A 17,460-nucleotide genomic window follows, 5' to 3' on the forward strand; every position below is an offset into this window, starting at 1 on the left:
TACAACTTCTGCTTTTAATTTTGAACTATATTTGGTCATAAAAAAAGTACCTCACAACCATTAGACTCTTTGTCTAACAATTATGAAGCACTTCAGATAACAACCTGGATATGGCTCATTTATTATTTTTAAAGCTTACTAACCACTAGCTAGTAACTTCTTCTTTCTTGAAAGCCTGTCTAATTTCAATCTGTTTTTCAACCTCGGACAGCATCTTTTCTTTTGTTTCACCTGTCCAACTGTAGTAGTTAGCCATTTCATCAATTACTTCTTTATAGACCGACTTCATATGTTTAAAGCCAAATAGCATCTGACTACTCCTGCGTAGAAGATAGTCAATTGGATGAACTACCATTTCATCTTCCAAACCATAATGCAATTGAGCATAATCAATAGGCTCTAATTCTGTATCTGCATCTTTGGCCTTTTCTAAGAACTTATAAACTTCATCGACATTTAAACCATAGCGATGAACTAATGCCTTAGCTTGCTCTTCCTCTAAGCCAGCATCAATTCCACGCTTAACTGCTCCTGGGAAAAACTCTTTAAATCCTTGACTTCCTTTACCGTCTGCTCCTGACAATGGTAATTTTTCTGTTTGTGTATCCACATAATGATAGTCACCATACTCTTGCGCAAAATCTTTAGCTAACTTATTAATAATTTTCTCCGCCATCTTACGATATCCAGTCAGTTTACCTCCAGCAATTGAATACAGACCCGAATCCGAATGGAATATTTCATCTTTACGTGAAATCTCAGATGGGCTCTTGCCTTCCTCCTGGATCAGCGGTCTAACACCCGACCAAGCTGATTCAACATCGGCAAAGGTCAGTGGTTCAATCGCAAACATTTGATTAACGGCACTTAAAATATAATGCACATCTTTACTTGTAATTGATGGTTCTTTCGGGTCTTTATCCCAACTGGTATCAGTCGTACCAAAATATGTCTTTCCTTCACGGGGGATGACGAACATCATTCTTTTATCGTTGAATGGTGTATCAAAGAAAATCGCATTCTTAACTGGAAATTTTGCATTATCAACAACCAAATGAACACCTTTAGTAAGATGCAGATGCTTTCCCACATCGGAACCATCCATTTGCCTGATTTTATCTACCCATGGACCTGCAGCATTGACAACACGTTTTGCATAAATCGTGCCTGTGTTACCAGACACCCGATCAACATATCTTGCACCATTAACTTTTCCTTGACCATTGTATGTCAAGTCTGTAACTTCTGTATAATTTGCTAACAAGACTCCTTGTTCGTTTGCTTTTTTTGCAACTTCTAGCACAAGCCGGGCATCATCTGTACGATATTCAACATATACCCCTGTTCCTTTCAAACCATCGGGCTTGAGATACGGCTCGCGTTTAAGAGAATCACTAGGGTCAAGCATGAACTTTCTCTCACTTTTTTTAACTTTTGCTAAATAATCATAAACATCTAGGGCAATTGCCGTTGTAAATTTACCAAAAGTTCCACCCGCATAAAATGGGAGCATCATCTTCAATGGTGTTGTCACATGTGGCGCATTCTCGTAGACGATTGCACGTTCTGATCCAACTTCTGCTACTTCATGAATCGCAAGCTGCTTAAGATAGCGCAACCCACCATGAACAAGTTTAGTCGATCTACTGGAAGTTCCAGAAGCAAAGTCCCTCATTTCAATCAAGCCTGTCTTCAATCCTCTAGTCTCAGCATCTAAGGCAATTCCAACACCTGTTATTCCGCCGCCAATTACCAGTACATCAAGTTCTTCATCTTGCATTTTCTGTAAATTATTTTCTCTCGTCTGCATATTAAAAACTGTCATCAATATTCCTCCTATTACTTCTGGCGTTTATTATATTTGAACTCCATTGTTGCTTTAACCGCATGTTTCCACCCAGTATATAAATCGTTCCGTCTTTCCTCATCCATATTTGGTTCAAATTTCTTTCCTACAGAGAAGATTTGCTTCAATTCATCAACACCACCCCAGAATCCAACTGCTAGGCCTGCCAAGAAAGCGGCTCCCATCGCTGTTGTTTCAACATTTGCAGCTCTTTCAATAGGTACATTCAAAATATCAGATTGGAATTGCATTAAGTAGTTATTGTTTGATGCTCCACCGTCTACTCTTAAAACTGGTATTTTGATTTTTGTGTCTTCATACATTGTGTCAACCACATCTTTTGATTGATATGCTAGTGACTGTAAAACGGCCTTGATAAAATCTTTTCGGGTTGTTCCACGTGTTATCCCAAAAACTGATCCACGGGCTTCAGAATCCCAATATGGAGCACCCAAACCGGTAAATGCAGGAACAACATAGACTTCGTCCTGACTTTCAGATTCAAGTGCAGCTTTTTCTGAATCAGGTGCACTGTCAACCAATTGCATTGAATCCCTTAACCATTGAATAGCTGAACCGGAGACGAAAACTGATCCCTCTAAAGCATAATTAACTTTGCCATCAATTCCGTATGCAATTGTTGTTAATAGGTTGTTTGCGGACATTATTGGCTCAGTTCCCGTATTCATCACAATGAATGATCCAGTCCCATAAGTATTTTTTACCATTCCCGACTCTAGAGCTAGCTGTCCAAATAACGCACTTTGTTGATCACCTGCCATTCCTGCGATTGGAACAGAACTACCGTAAAAATGGTAATTAGCAGTTTTTCCATATACCTCCGAATTACTTTTTACTTCTGGCAGCATTACTTCTGGAATATTCAATAATTGCAAAATATCTTTGTCCCACTTAAGATCATGGATATTAAACAGCATTGTACGACTAGCATTACTGTAATCTGTAACATGAATCTCTCCGCCTGATAACTTCCATGCAATCCAAGTATCAATAGTTCCGAAAAGAAGTTCACCCTTTTCTGCTCGCTCCTGTGCTCCTTCAACATGATCGAGTATCCAACGTACTTTTGTGGCAGAAAAATATGGATCGATTACTAAACCTGTTTTTTCATGAATCATCTTTGCATATTTTTTATTTTTCAAATCCTGTGCTATCTCATTTGTCTGTCTAGACTGCCAGACAATCGCATTATAAATTGGAAGTCCCGTTTGTTTATCCCAGACTACAGTCGTTTCACGCTGATTTGTAATGCCAACAGCTTTGATTTGTTTCGGTTGTATCCCTGAATTAATGAAAGCATTTGCTATAGTTGATAAAACAGCATTCCAAATCTCGTTAGCATTATGTTCAACCCAACCTGGATTTGGAAAGTATTGTGGAAACTCACGTTGTGCATCAGCTACAATTTTACCGTTATGATCAATGATTAGAGCTCTTGTGCTTGTTGTGCCTTCATCAATTGTTAAAATGTAATTCTCTGTCATTTTATCTAACCTCCATTTTTTGATAGCGCTTTCTATAAAATTATCATATACCATTAACATGGAATTGCAAGAAATTGAGCTTTCTTCTTTTTGAAAACAGCGTTTGCTTTAGCTGCTCACTTCATCACAAATGTATCGTGCAAAACATCTTATTACAAATTTCACAATCTTTTAAGGTATACCAATTCTTTGATCTATCTCGAAATATTATGTTGTATAATATCACTAATCAATTAATTTTTAAGGAAGGTACTTTTATGAAAAAAATAGGTTTGATTGGTGGTATGGGACCAGTTTCGACAATTGACTATTATCAGCAACTGGTAACTAAATTTCAGCAAGTACATCCTAATGCTTGTCCACCAATCGTGATTGACAGTCTGGATGTTTTTGAACTCTTAAAATTAGAAGAAACAGGAGATAAACAAGCTCTTTTACAGGAACTGTTGACTAGTCTCAACAATCTAAAAAATGCAGGCGCTAGTTTCGCTGCTTTAACAGCAAATACACCTCATATGGTTTTTACTGAATTAGCCAGCGCTTCCCCGTTGCCTTTGATAAGCATTGTGGACTCGACCTTAGCGGCCATCAAGAAAAACAAACAAAAAAATATTGGACTACTTGGCACAAAAATGACAATGGAGCTTGGATTTTATCAAAAAAAATTGCAATCTGCAGGCATTAATCCTGTGACCCCATCTGCCGAACAAATCAATACCATTCACCAAATAATATCTAAGGAATTGGAGGTTGGTATTGTAACAACTCAAAGTAAACAAAAGCTGCTTGAAATAATCAAAAAAATGAGTTCAAAAAACAACCTAGATGGAGTAATCCTAGGTTGCACCGAACTCCCATTAATATTAAGCCAAAAAGATATCACCATAACTGTATACGATACTGTTTCAATTCATGTAGCTGATATACTCAACACTGCACTGCAGGGATGAGTTAGTACTTTATCCCGAATAAAATCATTCTAAAAAGAGATGTTATTGTCTCCTTGAAATCTAAGCCATTTTCTTCGAGATAGTTTCCTCCCAATAAGCGATTAAAAGTCTGCTGTATCAACATTTGTAAAACTTTTTTTTCAGTACTGGTTAATACTCTGATATTTTCATTCTCAACTACACGTATATATATCAGTTCACTCAACTCGTCTAATTTCTCTTGTATTTTAATCCGTTGTTCTGGATAATCATTCTTGATTTTTACTACAAATTTAATTAGTTTATCTACATCAGAATTATTAGGGAAATTGCTACATCGACACCTCGAAAAGTCTGAGAGTGACAGCTCGCCTACTGCTTTTTCCCAACTGTTTCTAAACTCATAAAATACAAAATCAATTGTTTCACTGATGATTGCGGCCTTACTTGGAAAGAGCATGTACAAAGTTCTCTTACTAATCTTAAGTTCTCTAGCAAATTCTGCCGTAGTAAGCTTTGTGTCTTCTTTCTCTAATATGCATATAATTTTTTCATATATTTTTCTGTCTTTATCCATAAAATGGTTACTCCTAAAACTTTTTTGAATAATATATTATCGCTAATAGTTATTTTTTCACAAAGATTAAAACACGGGCACATATTTTTTTAAAGTATTTAGCTATCTTTTTACTTTTTTTCCATCCTTAGTGTACAATCAGTATTGTGCTTTAAAACTAATATAACACGGGAGTGATTTGTTTGAGTGTTGACTATACAAAGAAAACTACCATTGTAAACATCAGAGATATTGGTGGTATCCCTGTTACACATGGTCAATTAAGAGAAAAAACATTTTTCAGAAGCGGCGAATTGTGTAACATTTCTACCCATGATATCTCTTTTCTTGAAGATAAACTACACTTAAAAAAAATATATGACTTTAGACGACCAGAGGAAATAGAGCGACGGCCAGATTCTCCATTTGAAAAAGTTGAATATGAAAATATTAATTTGATGTCCAAAGCAGGTCGAGCTAACCCAAGTCTTAAAAACATGACCATTTCTGATGACATAGAATCACAAATGCTTGATGCGTACACAGAACTTGTACTGGGCAACTCTGCTCAAACGGGCTACCATACTTTTCTTATGGAATTAGTAAAAAATCCGCAGCCTATAATTTTTCACTGTTTTGCTGGCAAAGATCGTACTGGTTTCGCTGCAGCTTTGCTTCTAAAAATTGCAGGTGCTGCTCCAGATGATATCTATAAGGATTATTTAATGACAAATGAAGCTCGCAAGGAAGCTAATGAGGCAATTCTAAATGCCTTCTCTGATAAACTATCTCCCAAAAAATTAGCGGGGCTAGAAGTATCATTAAATGTTAAAAAAGATTACTTAGCATACGCATTTAAATTAATCAATCAACAATTTGGAAGCTTTGACAACTATCTTCTTGATGCTCTTGCCCTTCCAAAAAGTTATGTTTCAACTTTCCAAGATATTTATGTCATTTAGCCTTATGAAAAACTTACTGTGCATAGATCATGGATAGAAACAATGACTATGAAGCTCTTTTCCTTATATAAAAAGAGGGGAGTCAGGCCAAAATTTAACTTTTGACCCGATCCCCTCTTTATTATTCCCTTATTTGCAAGACTATCCATCTCTTGACAGATAGCTCCTAAAAAAACAGAAATTAATCTTCGATCACTAATACACGTTTATCGTCATCCATGTAAACTTTCTCTTCACGTGTTGCTTCTATTGATCCAAATGGCATTTCTGCACGCAATACCCAGCCTTCAGGAACATTAAATGCTTCCTTAAAAGCATCATCTATAAGTGGATTGTAATGTTGCAAACTTGCACCTAGCTTATTTTCTGCTAAAGCAACCCATACACTCTGTTGAGCCCCACCAAGTCCTTGTTCAGACCAATCTTGGAAGTTATCAGCATACAAAGTAAACTGTGCTTTATTATCATCAATTGTTGTTTGGTCTGTAAAGAATAAAATCGTCCCAAAACCAGCTTTGAATGAATTAATTTTTTTCTTTGTCTTTGCATATGCTTCTTCTGTGGGTACTTCAGACTTCAATCTTTCAATTACCAAATCCCAAGCCTTATCTGATGCATTTCCAAAAAGCACGATAGCACGCGTTGATTGGTTATTAAAAGCTGTAGGTGATTCCTTGATCGCATTTTTAACCAAATTAACTATTTCTTCTTTTGATTCAGTAACATTTCTTCCCAAAGCATAAATTGAGCGTCTATTTTTTAATAATTCGATAAATTTTCGTTCCATTAAAAATTCTCCTGACATGAATTGATTTGTTATCTTTTATATAACATCTTTAATTGTAATTAACTTTTTCTTACTTGTCAATACTTACTTTTTAAAAGTCTAACTTTCTTGACTTTTTGCATGTCTCATTACATTTTGCTATGCTTTATGAATACTATCTTGAAAGTTGGTAACACTCATGAATACATATATTTTACTAAAGAATAAAATGCCTTCATCCATCAAGAAAGCTTGGATTATAAAAGATCTGATAACTTTTTTTATTTCAATTGCTGTCATTGAAGCACTTCGCTTTTTTGCTAAAGTTTTTTGGCACTCTGCCTGGATAAATAGATCTCAACTAATTCTTATACTCATTGTGACATCAATAACCGTATTTTCTTTAATTTTAATTCCATATAAGTACTTTTTTCATCGTTATGAAATCAATCAAACGGAAGTGGCAATTCAAACTGGTTTTTTCTTCCGCAAAACTATCTATATTCCCCTAGTCCGGATACAGCACATTGAAGCTTCTCAAGGACCGATCCTTCGTTTAATAGGTCTGACCGAATTGTCAATTCATACTGCTGCAAGTACTCACCACTTGAGCGGATTAGATATTAAAACAGCTGCCGACTTACGTGCACAAATACTGGAGTTAGTCGAGGTGATTCGTGAAGATGTCTAAATATCAACGTCTCCATCCTCTTGTAATACTAAAAAAGAGCATTTCATGGTCATATTCTTTCGTACTCATACTAATTTTCGATATCTTACGTAATCCCAGTGACGGACCCAATTGGTTTTTTAGTATCTCAATCTTTGGTGCCTTAATTGCGGTAGCAATTATATTTAATGCATACCAGTGGGTCACATTTAAATACCAAATCAGTTCCACAACTCTCTCAATTAAAACCGGTATATTTTTTAAACGTGAACAAATCATCCCTTTTTCGAGAATCCAGTCAATTCATCAGGAATCATGGTTTTTATTTCGGCCATTTCAAATTATTAAACTTACTATTGAGACTGCTAGTTCAGGTAGCAAGGTTGAAAATACGATATTGGAGGTAGTACCCCAGTCAACGTATGATTTACTTGAAAAACTACGGCTTGGAAAAAATGATATTATCGACACAAATATCAACCAAACTAATGAACAGCACTATAAAGAACAATATTCTGTATCTTTGAATGATATTATTGTCTTTTCACTCGTTGATTTTGATGTTCTTTCTGGCCTGTTAGGATTAGTTGCTGCAGTTTATCAATTTAGTAACTTTTCCGATAAATATCTGAACCCGTTTTTGAATAAGGTGGTTACAAGTGGACTATTAATCATTTCTTCATTTATAATCATAATTATTGTAGTCACCATTTTTGTATCTATTGCCAAAAACATTTTCAAATATTACAAATTCAAGGTATATCGAGAGCTTGATAACATAATTATAGAACGCGGTTTTTTTACGCGTACCATTTTAAGTGTTCCAATCGAACGGATTCAAGCTATTCGTACAAAAGGGTCTTTGTTACAAATTCTCTTAAGCATTAGAAGCGTTGAACTTTTATTGGCATCTGGTAAAAAAAGTGAAAATAATGAAAATACCGAAGACACTACCTTTTTTCTTTTTCCGATAATAAATCGTCGTTTATTATCCACGAAACTGGCACAAATTATACCCGAGTTCACTGAAACACTTAATCAAAAGGAACCACAATCATTCCCATGTCCACCACATTATTTTCTATTCAGCCGATTTCATTTTCTAGGCCTTTTCTTACTAATTCCGCTATTTTTTTGGAATAGTAGTAGCGGTTGGAAATTCTTGTTTGTTATACTAATACTTTCTTTTACATTATTGTCAGTTATTAGCTCTATTTGGAAAACTAAAATTCAATCTAGCACATATTACGAAAAAGGATTACTCACAATCAAAACCGTTCATTTTTTTATACTCAATGAATATCTCTGCCCTTTAAATAAAATTCAATCAATTTCAATATCAACTACACCATTTCTCTATTATCAGAAGCTTGGACACACAACTCTTTCACTTAAAACTGGAGAAACAGCTTTGAAGATAAAGTTAAAGTATCTATCATGGCCGATTTGCGAGAATATTAAAAAATGTTGTTCCCCTAAAATCAAAAAATATACTTTAAAAAAATGAAAAAATAATTTGCTGACTAGCCTGGTAACTATAGTCAGCAAATTATTTTTTCATTTCATAGCAAGATTACCTGCACTTTTTGCCTCTATTCCTCTTTTTGTTGTTTCAAAAGAAGCTAGTGCCGTCCTCAATTCATCATATCCTAAATTTGCACCAAAAACTGGACTTCCTGGTTCCATTCTAATTCCCTGAGAAAGATTGCCTCCATCCAAGGGATCAAAACCAAAGTCATCAACTATTGCAGCAACTTTTTGAACTGCATCTTTGTTGTTACCAACTATGGCAATCGCTTTTCGTTTCTTCTGTCCCTTAGACTTCGCTTCATCATACAAGTTGTGGTACCCCATATGATTGAAGGCTTTTACAACAATACTTTTCTTTAGATAATTTTGAACTAATTCACTTGATGAACTACTAACATCAGTTAGTTCCGGACGCTGCCCATCAACTTCCCACCAATAATTCATCGCATCAATTACAAGTTTACCTGCTAATTGTTCAGCAGAAAGTGTCTGATATTTGCCTAGCGGAAGCGCTAGAATAAGAGTATCTGTTTTTTCTATAACTTCTTTTGCGGTAAGTGCCTTAGCACTCGGTAACAATACCTCTACCGTTAATGCAATCTTTTCAGGACTGCCTGATCCAGCAATATACACTTGATATCCTGCCCTTGAGGCAAGTTGGCCTAATACCATCCCTAATTTTCCAGCTCCCAGAATTCCAATTTTTTTCACCATTTCTATCCCTCGCTTAATAACTCACGCACCTTTGGAATTATTTTAGTAGCATACAGTTCAATTGTACGTTCACGAGCATTTGCTGACAATCCTCCAGCACCATACACTAATTCAAATCTTCCTATACCTAAAGTCTTGATCATTCTGGCAATTCTCTTTGCCACTGTTTCGGGTGAACCGACATAGAATGAACCATTCTGAACTTCACCTTCATACTGTTCTCGCGACATTGGTGTCCAGCCACGATCTTGCCCGATTCTTACAAAACTTGCTCTGATATGATTCCATCCTAATTCAATTGCCTCCTCATCCGTGTCTGCAATCACTCCATGTGAATGGACTGCAATTGGATAGGCTGGTTGTTCGAATTTTGCTGCAGCTTTCTTATATAACTCGATATATGCATTGAATCTTTCAGGTGAACCTCCGATAATAGCTAAAGTCAATGGAAAACCATATCTTGCAGTTCTCACAACAGACTCAGGTGAACCACCAACTGCAATTCTTGTCGCTATCTTACCATTATCCGTTTTTGGAAAAACATCGGCATCCTTTAATGCTGCTCTAGTTGTACCTTCCCAAGTTACTGGCTTTTCTTCCAATAACTTGGAATACAAGTTAAGCTTTTCTTCAAAGAGAACATCATAGTTTTGTAGATCATATCCAAATAACGGAAATGATTCTGTAAATGACCCCCTGCCTAATACGGCCTCTGCACGGCCTCTTGATATTGCTTCAAGAGTTGCAAAACGTTCATATACTCTCACTGGGTCATCCGAACTCAATACTGTGACACCCGTAGCCAACGTAATTTTCTTCGTAATAGATGCAATTGCAGCTAAAACTGTATCTGGACTTGAAATTGCATAATCAGCTCGGTGATGTTCCCCCAAGGCTATGACATCAATTCCTAATTCATCAGCCATTTTTGCTTCCTTGACTACCTGTCTGATAGCTTCAGCCTGTGTGAAGGATTTGCCGTTTTCATCTTGCGGAATATCTCCGAATGAATCCAGACCAAACACTAATTCCTCTGGTTTTATCATTTTTTTACCGCCTTCTCCAATTATATTCTTATTTTTTGTAAGTATATTAAGATACTAGTATTCATTTCTTTGAGTGTCAAGAAATATAATTAATATCTCAAATCCTCCCTTATCTTAATGCTAGCTTAACAAAAAGCACTATTATTCATTAACTATTATTCATAGTTTTTTCAAACTTGGACCCTATACTATAATCATAGTCTTGATACAAAACATCCCGCTCCCCCAAAACGGAGATGCTATAGACTACTAAAATTCGTTTTTTCTCTACTCCCTTTCTCCGTGGTTAACCCCAAGACCACGGAGTTTTTTTGTGTAATAAATAGCTGCCGACTGTTGAAAAAATTAATTACAAAAACTCAAAAGCTTAATTCATTCGCCAGTTAATTGATTTCAATAACATTGTATCGTCATATATCTTTTTTACCCAATAGATACATCTCATGAGAAACCAAATTAAATAAAATTTAAATACAAATAAAATTTACAATAAAATAATTATTGGTAATTAAAGTAAAAGTTGTTGCTTTTTTTATCACATGTTGTTATAGTTACTGTGTCAAGAACATAAAAAATAAGGAGTGATTTTTAATGACTAAAACAGTTGGTCTAATCGTTGGTAGTTTAAGAAAGGGTTCTTTTACTAGAGCTGTTGCTGAACAAATGGCTGCACAATTGCCTGAGGGATTTGAAGTTAAAAACATTGATATTAGTAAGCTTGATTTGTACAATCAGGACTTGGATGATGAAGATAGAGTTCCTGCAAGCTGGACTGAATTCCGTGAGGCAATGAAAACCGTTGATGCAGTGATTTTTGCAACACCTGAATTTAACCGTTCTGTTCCTGGAGCATTAAAAAATGCACTCGATGTTGGTTCACGTCCTTACGGAGCAAGTGTCTGGGACAAAAAGCCAGCAATTATTCTGAGCGTCTCACCAGGTGCAATTAGTGGCTTTGGTGCTAACCATCACCTTCGTCAATCATTGGTATTTCTCAACATGCCTACTATCCAACAACCTGAACTATATATTGGTAATGTCACAGAACTACTTGATGATGATTTGAAAATTACCAATGAAGGAACTATCAAGTTTCTTGGCAGTGCGATGGTTACCTTTGCTGATTTCATTAATCGTCTGTCTTAAAATTTTTCAATTAATCTTATATATTCAAGCAAGCAGATATAGATCTGGCGGGTCGCTCATTACTGACTGCCAGTTTTTTATTTGCTTTTTTAAATTTGTTATTTTTAAATGTCTTAATTCATTCTCAATAACCCACTTTATTAATTCTAAAGGAGCTATAAACCTAAGTTCAGTGTAGTAATGCTCTTTCCTTGATTGTGAATAAGTTTCAATATAAAATTAGGCTGTATCACAAATAATGAAGGGTGGTAATCAAGAATGACGAAAACAATTGATTCTTCCAAAACACAATTGCAGTTAAACCAGCTATTAGCAGATTTGACTCAATTGCAAAATAATATTCAACAGACCCACTGGTATATGCGTGGTAAGAATTTCTTTCATCTGCATCCACTGATGGATGATTATAAAGATCAGTTGGGTGAACAACTTGATGAGCTCGCTGAAAGACTTATCGCATTGGGCGGAAGTCCTTATGCTACGGTCAAAGAGTTTATTTCTAATACGGGTTTGCCAGATGAAAAAATCGAATTCGATCAGTTTACCTTGCCGGAATTAATGAGCAGATTGTTAGATGAGTTTAAATATTTGCGTGATCAGTACCAAATCGGGATAGAGGTTACTGATGAAGAGAAGGATTTCCCAACTCAAGATATTCTAAATGGGTATAAGAGTGACATCGATAAAATAATTTGGATGATTAGTGCTTACTTAGACGAAAGTCCTACTGATTAGCATCGACTAAAGAATAAAAAAGTAGCACCTTAAAGTGATCTTTTAATGGGACACTTTGATGGGTTACTTTTTTATTTTTTTGTTTTGTAATTATTCTAATTTAATTTGATTTGAGCTATAATGGCCTTGAATAAACGGCGTTATCTTTTCTATTGTAAGTTTTGATACTGTTCCCAATTATTTTTGGAGGTGCCTTATGAAAGTTGCAATTTTTTCAACATGTGTCGTCGACCTGCTCTTTCCCAATGTTGGACAAGCGATGGTCGAAGTACTAGAAAGACTCGGTTGTGAAACTTCCTTGCCAACTAATCAGGTTTGCTGTGGTCAACCTACATATAACAGTGGCTACCATAAAGAAAGCAACAAAGTTTTTTACAACGAGATTGATGCATTACTATCTACCGATGCTGATTATATCGTTGGTCCAGCAGGGTCTTGTGTTGCGATGCTACGTCAGTATCCGCACATTCTAAAAGATAATCCTGACTACTCCAAAAAGGCACAAGAATTGGCTGATAAAAGTTATGAGTTCTCACAATTTGTTTATAATATTTTAGGGGTTGTTGATGCAGGGGCACAACTTAATGCAGTTGCAACTTATCACCGCTCTTGCCACATGACTCGGCTGCTTGGTGAAAAGACTGCTCCTTTTGCTTTACTGGACAATGTTAAAGACTTAAAAATGGTTCCACTCCCTCATCTTGAGAATTGTTGCGGCTTTGGTGGAACTTTCTCCGTTAAGGAACCAGAAATCTCAAAACAAATGGTTGATGAAAAAGTAGACTCAATTATCAGTACGGGTGCACAAGTTTTAATTAGTGCCGACGCATCCTGCTTGATGAATATTGGTGGCCGTTTCAGTCGCCGAAATGAGAATATCAAAATTATGCATATTGCAGAGGTACTCAATCATAATGTAGATGCTAGTCGTATCCGGTACAAAAATCAGCCAACTACTGTTTAGAAGGAGGCAATTATGACAATATCAACTAGTGATAAACCCTTTTTAACGCGCGTCAAAGAATCTGAAAATGATCACTTTATGCAGCAATCTGTTGCAAAAGCACAAGATGCACAATGGGACAAAAGAACTGCTGCTCGAGAAGAACTCGGCAATTGGGAACAATGGCGCGATTTAGGTGAACAAATTCGACAGCACGTTATTAAATACCTACCCGACTACCTAGAACAATTTAGTGATAATGTTGAGAAAAAGGGCGGTCATGTTTTCTTTGCTCAAACTGATGAACAGGCCGTAAATTATATCAAAAAAATTGCAAAAGAGAAAAAAGCACATAGAATCGTAAAATCAAAATCAATGGTTACAACTGAAATTAATCTTGATAAAGCATTATTGTCACTCCCAGAAACTTCGTTAATGGAAACAGATCTTGCAGAATTCATTTTGCAAGAAGACAATTGGGATGAACCAACACATATTGTTTTTCCTACCCTGCATAAAAATCGTGATCAAATCCAAAAAGTTTTTAATAAGCTTGGTTACTCAGGCAGCAACGACCCTGAGGAAATGGCTAAATTTGCACGAAAATATCTTCGCGAATATTTTATGCAAGCCGATTTAGGAATTACTGGTTGTAATTTTGCCATTGCCGATAATGGCATGATTAATCTGGTAACTAATGAAGGAAATGCTGATTTAACAATGGCTATCCCAAAGACACAAATTGTTGTCATGGGAATGGAAAGAATCGTACCAAGTCTTAAGGAGGCAGAAGTCCTAGATAATATGTTATCTAGAAGCGCCGTTGGTCAAAAATTGACCAGCTATTGTTCATTCAGTGGCCCACAAGTTAGTGGTGAAAGCGATGGACCTACTGACTTTCATGTTGTTATTTTGGATAATGGTCGATCAAATGCTCTTGGAACAGATTTTGAGCCAGTTTTGCAATGTATTCGTTGTGGTGCTTGCTTAAATGTCTGCCCAATTTATCGTCATATTGGTGGACATGGCTATGGTTCGATTTATCCTGGCCCCATCGGAGCTGTCTTATCCCCAGTACTTGATGGTTATGAAAAATTTGGTGATTTACCATTTGCTTCAAGTCTTTGTGCCGCTTGTACCGAGACGTGTCCTGTGAGAATTCCTTTACATCAATTACTTATCAAACATCGTAAGGTTATGATGGATAAATTAAAGATGGATCACAGCTTTAATAATGTTTTGATGAAGGGTGCTGGAGTTGCCACAAGCTCCCCAATTCTCTTCAAAATTGCCTTGGAAGGTGCCCATATGGGATCAGCACCTTTGTCTAAGAGTAAAGAAACTTCAGTTGATAATCTGTTCAACTATGGTCATATTGAGAAAGCACCTTCACTTGCCTCCGGTTGGACTGATGTTCGCGACTTGGCAAGGCCCCCAAAGCATTCTGATGATTTCAGAAGTTGGTATAAGAAACATAAAAAAGAACAGCAAGAAGGTGCTTCACATGACTAATTCAAATCGCGAAGTCTTTCTTGATAAAATCGCAACTAAGGCTGGTAGGACTAGGCATCAGTTGAAAAATCATCCCTTCGTTCCTATCAATGATTTACCGGAATCAACCTTAGCTGGTAAGTCCCAAGATGAATTGCTTGAACTTGCGCAAAAAAATAGTGAAGCAGTCCATGTTACTTTTGAGAAAACTAATAGAATCTCACTTTCGACTCTGTTAAACGATTTTTTGAGTGCGAAGGATATTAACAATTTAATACTGCCTACCTGTGATAAATGGGCTGCTTTTGGGTTATCTGATTGGGAAAATAAACTTGCAGATTCTGCAGAATTCTGGACACCTGAGAGTTCACGTACGGAAAATCTCGCTAAGGTAAATGCCGCAGATGGAGCAATTGGATTTGCTGATTATTTACTAGCTGAGTCCGGTACAATCACAGTCGCTACTACTCCTGGGCAGGGGCGTGGTTTCCATTTCTTACCCACTCACTATCTCAGCATTATTCCTAAAAGCCATATCTTATCCCGAAGCAGGCAAGCTATGCACAAGTATGAAGCAGCCATCGCCTCTGGTAAATTAACAACTTCGAATATTAACTTTATTACCGGGCCATCAAATTCTGGTGATATCGAAATGGTCCTGGTAGTTGGTGTCCATGGCCCACTTGATATGACCTATGTTGTTGTTGAAGATTTATAACTAAAATTATTCGAAGCTGCAAATTTTATGATATGTATTATAAAGTCAATAAAAGGACTGGTTCAAAATTTAAATTCTGAACCAGCCTTTTTGCTGATTTTAAATAACTGTTGTTCTACGTTTAAAATTCTCCCTAACCATATTTCATACTCCAATTTTTTTATAGCGACTCTATTTTATTTTTCACGTGAAACCTTGCAGAACCATAACTATTTAGCACATCAATAATTGGTCCCATCCAATTTTTTTTTTAGTATCTTCGTATAGAATTATTGACCTCAACCTTTTTTTGGATTACTCTCTATTTGTAAGTTGTTTATGAACTAATTAGTTTATGACAATTTTTATGGTCACGTTTTCAATTTTTTGGAAATTTTTTCCATAACACTTCATGAATCAATAATCTAGAGGAGGAAACAAAATTGGCTTACAAAACTATTAACCCATATACAAATGAATTAATCAAAGAATTTCCAAATGCAACTGATGCTCAAATTGAAGAGGCACTTACAACAACCCATAGTCTTTATCGTACATGGAAAAAAGAAAATGTCGCTGATCGTGCGCAAAAATTGCATGATGTTGCACAAACATTTCGTGATAATTCAGAAGAACTTGCAAAAGTATTAGTTACAGAAATGGGAAAATTAATTAATGAAGCACGTGGTGAAGTTGAATTATGTGCCATGATTGCTGACTATTTTGCTGATAATAGTGCAGCTATGTTATCACCTGTTCCATTAAAGACAACTGCTGGTAACGCGCGCATTGAAAAAGAATCAGTTGGTGTTTTAATGATGGTTGAACCATGGAATTTCCCATACTATCAGATCATGCGTGTCTATGCACCTAATTATATGGTTGGCAATCCCATGATTTTAAAACATTCTTCAAACACACCTTGGGCTGGAGCCATTTTCCAAGAAATGATCGAAAAAGCTGGTGCTCCAAAGGGCAGTTTGATTAATCTCTTTTTAACACATGATCAGGTTGATAAAGTTATTGCTGATAGCCGCATTCAAGGCGTTGCCTTAACAGGTTCTGAGCGTGGTGGTAGTTCGGTTGCGCAAACTGCCGGTAAATACTTGAAGAAGTCTTCGATGGAACTTGGTGGCAACGATGCCTTTATAGTTCTTGAAGATGCCAACATTGACGAAGTTATCACAGTTGCAAATCGTGCACGTACTTACAATGCAGGACAAGTATGTACATCATCAAAACGCTTCATCGTTGCTGACAAATTATATGATGAATTTTTGGAGCGCTTGGCTGATAATTATAAAAAATTTGTACCTGGAGACCCAATGGATGAGAAGACGACCCTTGCCCCTTTATCATCTGCTAAAGCAAAGCAAACACTGCAAAAGCAACTGGATGATGCTCTTGCTGCTGGTGCAAAATTATACTTTGGCAATACGCCAATTGATCTCCCAGGACAATTTTTCCAACCTTCGATTATCACAGATGTTACTCCTGATAATCCTGCATACTACGAAGAAATGTTTGGTCCAGTTGCACAAGTTTATCGTGCTTCTAGCGAGCAAGAAGCAATTGATATTGCTAATGACTCGCACTATGGCTTAGGTGGGATTGTATTCGCTGGTGACAGTAAACACGGTGAAGAAGTCGCACAACAAATCGATACAGGAATGGTTTTCGTCAATACATTCTTGTACACATTACCTGAAATTCCGTTTGGCGGGGTCAAACGTTCTGGATATGGTCGTGAAATGAGCAGTTTGGGATTGAACGCATTTGTGAATGATAAATTAATTGTTTCAGTTGAGAAACCTAACTTAGATAACTTAGGCGGAGCTTTATTCTAAAAATATTTATTATTACACTTTAAATTACCTATATAAATGAGGCTGGATCAAAAATTAACTTTTGATCCAGCCTCATT

16 protein-coding genes are annotated in these 17,460 nt (G+C 36.3%); 10 read left to right on the forward strand and 6 right to left on the reverse strand.

The window, feature by feature from the left end; translation table 11 throughout:
* Positions 1-145: 145 nt before the first annotated feature.
* A complete protein-coding gene (locus tag IV36_RS08525) occupies positions 146-1,825 on the reverse strand; it encodes a glycerol-3-phosphate dehydrogenase/oxidase (RefSeq protein WP_056991705.1) in 1,680 nt (559 codons plus the stop codon).
* A 14-nt stretch (positions 1,826-1,839) separates the two neighbouring features.
* Positions 1,840-3,351, reverse strand: coding sequence for a glycerol kinase GlpK (glpK, locus tag IV36_RS08530; RefSeq protein ID WP_056991706.1), 1,512 nt, complete (start codon positions 3,349-3,351; stop codon positions 1,840-1,842).
* 257 nt (positions 3,352-3,608) lie between these two features.
* Between glpK and IV36_RS08535 the strand changes: the two genes are divergently transcribed.
* Positions 3,609-4,301: an aspartate/glutamate racemase family protein gene (locus IV36_RS08535; RefSeq protein ID WP_056991707.1), complete on the forward strand. Its 693-nt coding sequence runs from the start codon at positions 3,609-3,611 to the stop codon at positions 4,299-4,301.
* A 1-nt stretch (position 4,302) separates the two neighbouring features.
* Here IV36_RS08535 and IV36_RS08540 read toward each other — a convergent pair whose 3' ends face one another.
* Positions 4,303-4,857 (reverse strand): TetR/AcrR family transcriptional regulator, encoded by a 555-nt coding sequence (locus IV36_RS08540; protein WP_056991708.1) that lies wholly within the window; start codon positions 4,855-4,857, stop codon positions 4,303-4,305.
* 173 nt (positions 4,858-5,030) lie between these two features.
* Between IV36_RS08540 and IV36_RS08545 the strand changes: the two genes are divergently transcribed.
* Positions 5,031-5,798, forward strand: a complete 768-nt coding sequence (locus IV36_RS08545) for a tyrosine-protein phosphatase (RefSeq protein WP_235810287.1) — start codon at positions 5,031-5,033, stop codon at positions 5,796-5,798.
* A gap of 181 nt (positions 5,799-5,979) precedes the next feature.
* Here the strand turns inward: IV36_RS08545 and IV36_RS08550 are convergent, their stop codons facing one another.
* The gene (locus tag IV36_RS08550) at positions 5,980-6,585 is read right to left on the reverse strand and encodes a nitroreductase family protein (protein ID WP_056991710.1); all 606 of its coding nucleotides are present in this window, start codon (positions 6,583-6,585) and stop codon (positions 5,980-5,982) included.
* A gap of 178 nt (positions 6,586-6,763) precedes the next feature.
* Here IV36_RS08550 and IV36_RS08555 point away from each other — a divergent pair, with 178 nt between their 5' ends.
* Both IV36_RS08555 and IV36_RS08560 read left to right on the forward strand, forming a co-directional pair.
* Positions 6,764-7,255 (forward strand): PH domain-containing protein, encoded by a 492-nt coding sequence (locus IV36_RS08555; RefSeq protein WP_056991711.1) that lies wholly within the window; start codon positions 6,764-6,766, stop codon positions 7,253-7,255.
* Positions 7,248-8,741 (forward strand): PH domain-containing protein, encoded by a 1,494-nt coding sequence (locus IV36_RS08560; RefSeq protein ID WP_056991712.1) that lies wholly within the window; start codon positions 7,248-7,250, stop codon positions 8,739-8,741. The genes IV36_RS08555 and IV36_RS08560 overlap by 8 nt, the downstream gene beginning before the upstream one ends.
* A gap of 50 nt (positions 8,742-8,791) precedes the next feature.
* On the opposite strand, the gene IV36_RS08565 is transcribed toward IV36_RS08560, so the two are convergent.
* Positions 8,792-9,478, reverse strand: a complete 687-nt coding sequence (locus tag IV36_RS08565) for an NADPH-dependent F420 reductase (protein WP_056991713.1) — start codon at positions 9,476-9,478, stop codon at positions 8,792-8,794.
* Between the two features lie 2 nt (positions 9,479-9,480).
* Positions 9,481-10,524, reverse strand: coding sequence for an Atu2307/SP_0267 family LLM class monooxygenase (locus IV36_RS08570; protein WP_056991714.1), 1,044 nt, complete (start codon positions 10,522-10,524; stop codon positions 9,481-9,483).
* A gap of 591 nt (positions 10,525-11,115) precedes the next feature.
* Between IV36_RS08570 and IV36_RS08575 the strand changes: the two genes are divergently transcribed.
* The 6 genes from IV36_RS08575 to IV36_RS08600 all read left to right on the forward strand — a co-directional run bounded on the left by IV36_RS08575 (position 11,116) and on the right by IV36_RS08600 (position 17,383).
* Positions 11,116-11,670 carry an NADPH-dependent FMN reductase gene (locus IV36_RS08575; RefSeq protein WP_056991715.1) on the forward strand — a complete coding sequence of 185 codons (555 nt, stop codon included), beginning with the start codon at positions 11,116-11,118 and terminating at the stop codon, positions 11,668-11,670.
* 258 nt (positions 11,671-11,928) lie between these two features.
* The gene (locus IV36_RS08580; RefSeq protein WP_056991716.1) at positions 11,929-12,405 is read left to right on the forward strand and encodes a Dps family protein; all 477 of its coding nucleotides are present in this window, start codon (positions 11,929-11,931) and stop codon (positions 12,403-12,405) included.
* 196 nt (positions 12,406-12,601) lie between these two features.
* On the forward strand, positions 12,602-13,369 hold the full coding sequence (locus IV36_RS08585; RefSeq protein WP_056991717.1) for a (Fe-S)-binding protein: 768 nt from the start codon (positions 12,602-12,604) through the stop codon (positions 13,367-13,369).
* Positions 13,370-13,381: 12 nt separating this feature from the next.
* The gene (locus IV36_RS08590) at positions 13,382-14,860 is read left to right on the forward strand and encodes a LutB/LldF family L-lactate oxidation iron-sulfur protein (protein ID WP_056991718.1); all 1,479 of its coding nucleotides are present in this window, start codon (positions 13,382-13,384) and stop codon (positions 14,858-14,860) included.
* The gene (locus IV36_RS08595) at positions 14,853-15,557 is read left to right on the forward strand and encodes a LutC/YkgG family protein (RefSeq protein ID WP_056991719.1); all 705 of its coding nucleotides are present in this window, start codon (positions 14,853-14,855) and stop codon (positions 15,555-15,557) included. The genes IV36_RS08590 and IV36_RS08595 overlap by 8 nt, the downstream gene beginning before the upstream one ends.
* Before the next feature lie 422 nt (positions 15,558-15,979).
* Positions 15,980-17,383 (forward strand): NAD-dependent succinate-semialdehyde dehydrogenase, encoded by a 1,404-nt coding sequence (locus IV36_RS08600; protein WP_056991720.1) that lies wholly within the window; start codon positions 15,980-15,982, stop codon positions 17,381-17,383.
* The last annotated feature ends 77 nt before the right edge of the window (positions 17,384-17,460 follow it).

This window comes from Liquorilactobacillus mali, from assembly GCF_001437155.1.
Classification (GTDB): Bacteria; Bacillota; Bacilli; order Lactobacillales; family Lactobacillaceae; genus Liquorilactobacillus; species Liquorilactobacillus mali_A.

Coding starts and splice junctions, on each gene's coding strand:
- IV36_RS08525 (WP_056991705.1), bottom strand. CDS start 1,825: ATGACAGTTTTTAATATGCAGACGAGAGAAAATAATTTACAGAAAATG.
- glpK (WP_056991706.1), bottom strand. CDS start 3,351: ATGACAGAGAATTACATTTTAACAATTGATGAAGGCACAACAAGCACA.
- IV36_RS08535 (WP_056991707.1), top strand. CDS start 3,609: ATGAAAAAAATAGGTTTGATTGGTGGTATGGGACCAGTTTCGACAATT.
- IV36_RS08540 (WP_056991708.1), bottom strand. CDS start 4,857: ATGGATAAAGACAGAAAAATATATGAAAAAATTATATGCATATTAGAG.
- IV36_RS08550 (WP_056991710.1), bottom strand. CDS start 6,585: ATGGAACGAAAATTTATCGAATTATTAAAAAATAGACGCTCAATTTAT.
- IV36_RS08555 (WP_056991711.1), top strand. CDS start 6,764: ATGAATACATATATTTTACTAAAGAATAAAATGCCTTCATCCATCAAG.
- IV36_RS08560 (WP_056991712.1), top strand. CDS start 7,248: ATGTCTAAATATCAACGTCTCCATCCTCTTGTAATACTAAAAAAGAGC.
- IV36_RS08565 (WP_056991713.1), bottom strand. CDS start 9,478: ATGGTGAAAAAAATTGGAATTCTGGGAGCTGGAAAATTAGGGATGGTA.
- IV36_RS08570 (WP_056991714.1), bottom strand. CDS start 10,524: ATGATAAAACCAGAGGAATTAGTGTTTGGTCTGGATTCATTCGGAGAT.
- IV36_RS08575 (WP_056991715.1), top strand. CDS start 11,116: ATGACTAAAACAGTTGGTCTAATCGTTGGTAGTTTAAGAAAGGGTTCT.
- IV36_RS08580 (WP_056991716.1), top strand. CDS start 11,929: ATGACGAAAACAATTGATTCTTCCAAAACACAATTGCAGTTAAACCAG.
- IV36_RS08585 (WP_056991717.1), top strand. CDS start 12,602: ATGAAAGTTGCAATTTTTTCAACATGTGTCGTCGACCTGCTCTTTCCC.
- IV36_RS08590 (WP_056991718.1), top strand. CDS start 13,382: ATGACAATATCAACTAGTGATAAACCCTTTTTAACGCGCGTCAAAGAA.
- IV36_RS08595 (WP_056991719.1), top strand. CDS start 14,853: ATGACTAATTCAAATCGCGAAGTCTTTCTTGATAAAATCGCAACTAAG.